The 1,416-nt window shown below is 60.1% G+C and carries 1 protein-coding gene; it reads left to right on the top strand.

Annotation, left to right across the window (positions count from 1 at the left end; all coding sequences use genetic code 11):
* Positions 1–34: 34 nt before the first annotated feature.
* A complete protein-coding gene (locus tag NX784_RS28690; protein ID WP_258820079.1) occupies positions 35–1,198 on the top strand; it encodes an IS110 family RNA-guided transposase in 1,164 nt (387 codons plus the stop codon).
* Positions 1,199–1,416 lie beyond the last annotated feature (218 nt).

The raw sequence follows: 1,416 nt of genomic DNA, 5'->3' as shown, positions 1-1,416 counted from the left end.
CTGAGAGTTCGAAACGCAGACTTAGGAGATCAACATGCAACCGGCTCACATTCAGGATATTACGCTCGATGACCAGACGCTGACAGTGTCGTTTGAACTTGCGAGCAAGAATTGGAAAGTTGCGCTGCAGGACGGGTGGCATCGAAGCCCATCGGTACACACGACTGAGGAGCAAGGGGCCGCGGATCGGTTGGCGGAAGCGGTCACGTTGATAGAGACGATTCGCCAGGAATGGCGGTTGGCGCCATCGTCCCGGGTCGTGATCGTGTACGAGGCTGGGCAGGATGGCTTCTGGATCTGTCGTGCATTACAAAAACGAGGATACGAGGTCGTGATCGTCGATCCGGCCAGCATCCCTGTGGAGCGTCAGGCAAGGCGTGCGAAGACCGACCGGCTTGATGCGATACGCCTGTTGTGCTGTTTGCGGGGATGGTTGCGGGGTGAGCGCGACCGGTTGCACGCAGTCCGGGTACCAGAGGCGGAGGCGGAAGAGATACGCCATCTGGTACGTGACCGGGGCCAGCTGCAGAAGGAAGTCGGCCAGCACCGGGACCGGATTCGCAAGCTGTTGCGTACGGTCGGTTGCTGGGCACAGGTTGGGCCGGCGTTTGCCACGCAGCTCGAACGTGGCGAAGTCGTTTGTCATGATGGCGCTGCGCTGCCCGGGTGCCTGCGACAGCGTCTCATGCGCGAATGCGAACGGTTGGCTCTGGTGGCCAGGCAATTGCAAGAACTCGAGGCAACGCTAACCGAGCAATTGCCTGAAACGACGGCACAATCGGTGGCGGCACTCAGGAGGCTGCGCGGCATCGGGCAGGTTGGTGCGCATCGACTGGTTTTGGAACTGTTCTGGCGACGCTTCAATAACGCGCGCCAAGTCGGCAGTTGTGTGGGTTTGGTGCCACAGCCTTACGATAGCGGACAAAGCCGGGTCGACCAGGGCATCAGCAAGCAGGGGAACCGGCGGGTACGCGCACTGCTCATCGAAATGGCATGGATGTGGCTGCGTTACCAGCCCGATAGCGCGCTGACGCATTGGTTCATGCGAAGAACGGCAACGGGCACCAGCGCCCCCTCGGCGGGCAAGCGAGGCAAGCGTGTGGCGATCGTTGCCGTGGCGCGTAAGCTGATCATTGCCCTGTGGCGCTACCTGAAGGATGGGATCGTTCCGGACGGTGCTGAACTGAAACACGGATGAACTGAATTCGATGTGGTGAGAGGTAGCGTGAAGTTTGCAAGCTCGTCGTCCACCCGGGCTGTCGATAGCAGCCGACCATAGTAGATGGGGCTTGTTTAACGAGGTCAACTGAGCGCAGCGCGCATGCAGGATTCAGTTGGGTTAGCAGACCCAACGGATAGAAGGTGGTGGGACGCCAGCGTCTCACTGACAGATGACCAAGGACTTCGACGCAGCAG

The sequence above is a fragment of the Massilia pinisoli genome, assembly GCF_024753285.1.
Lineage (GTDB): Bacteria > Pseudomonadota > Gammaproteobacteria > Burkholderiales > Burkholderiaceae_D > Telluria > Telluria pinisoli.
The sequence above is the reverse complement of the archived record's forward strand: the minus strand, read 5'-3'. Positions and strand labels throughout refer to the sequence as shown.

Excerpts from the sequence above, each read along its gene's own strand:
- NX784_RS28690 (WP_258820079.1), top strand. The coding sequence starts at position 35 with ATGCAACCGGCTCACATTCAGGATATTACGCTCGATGACCAGACGCTG.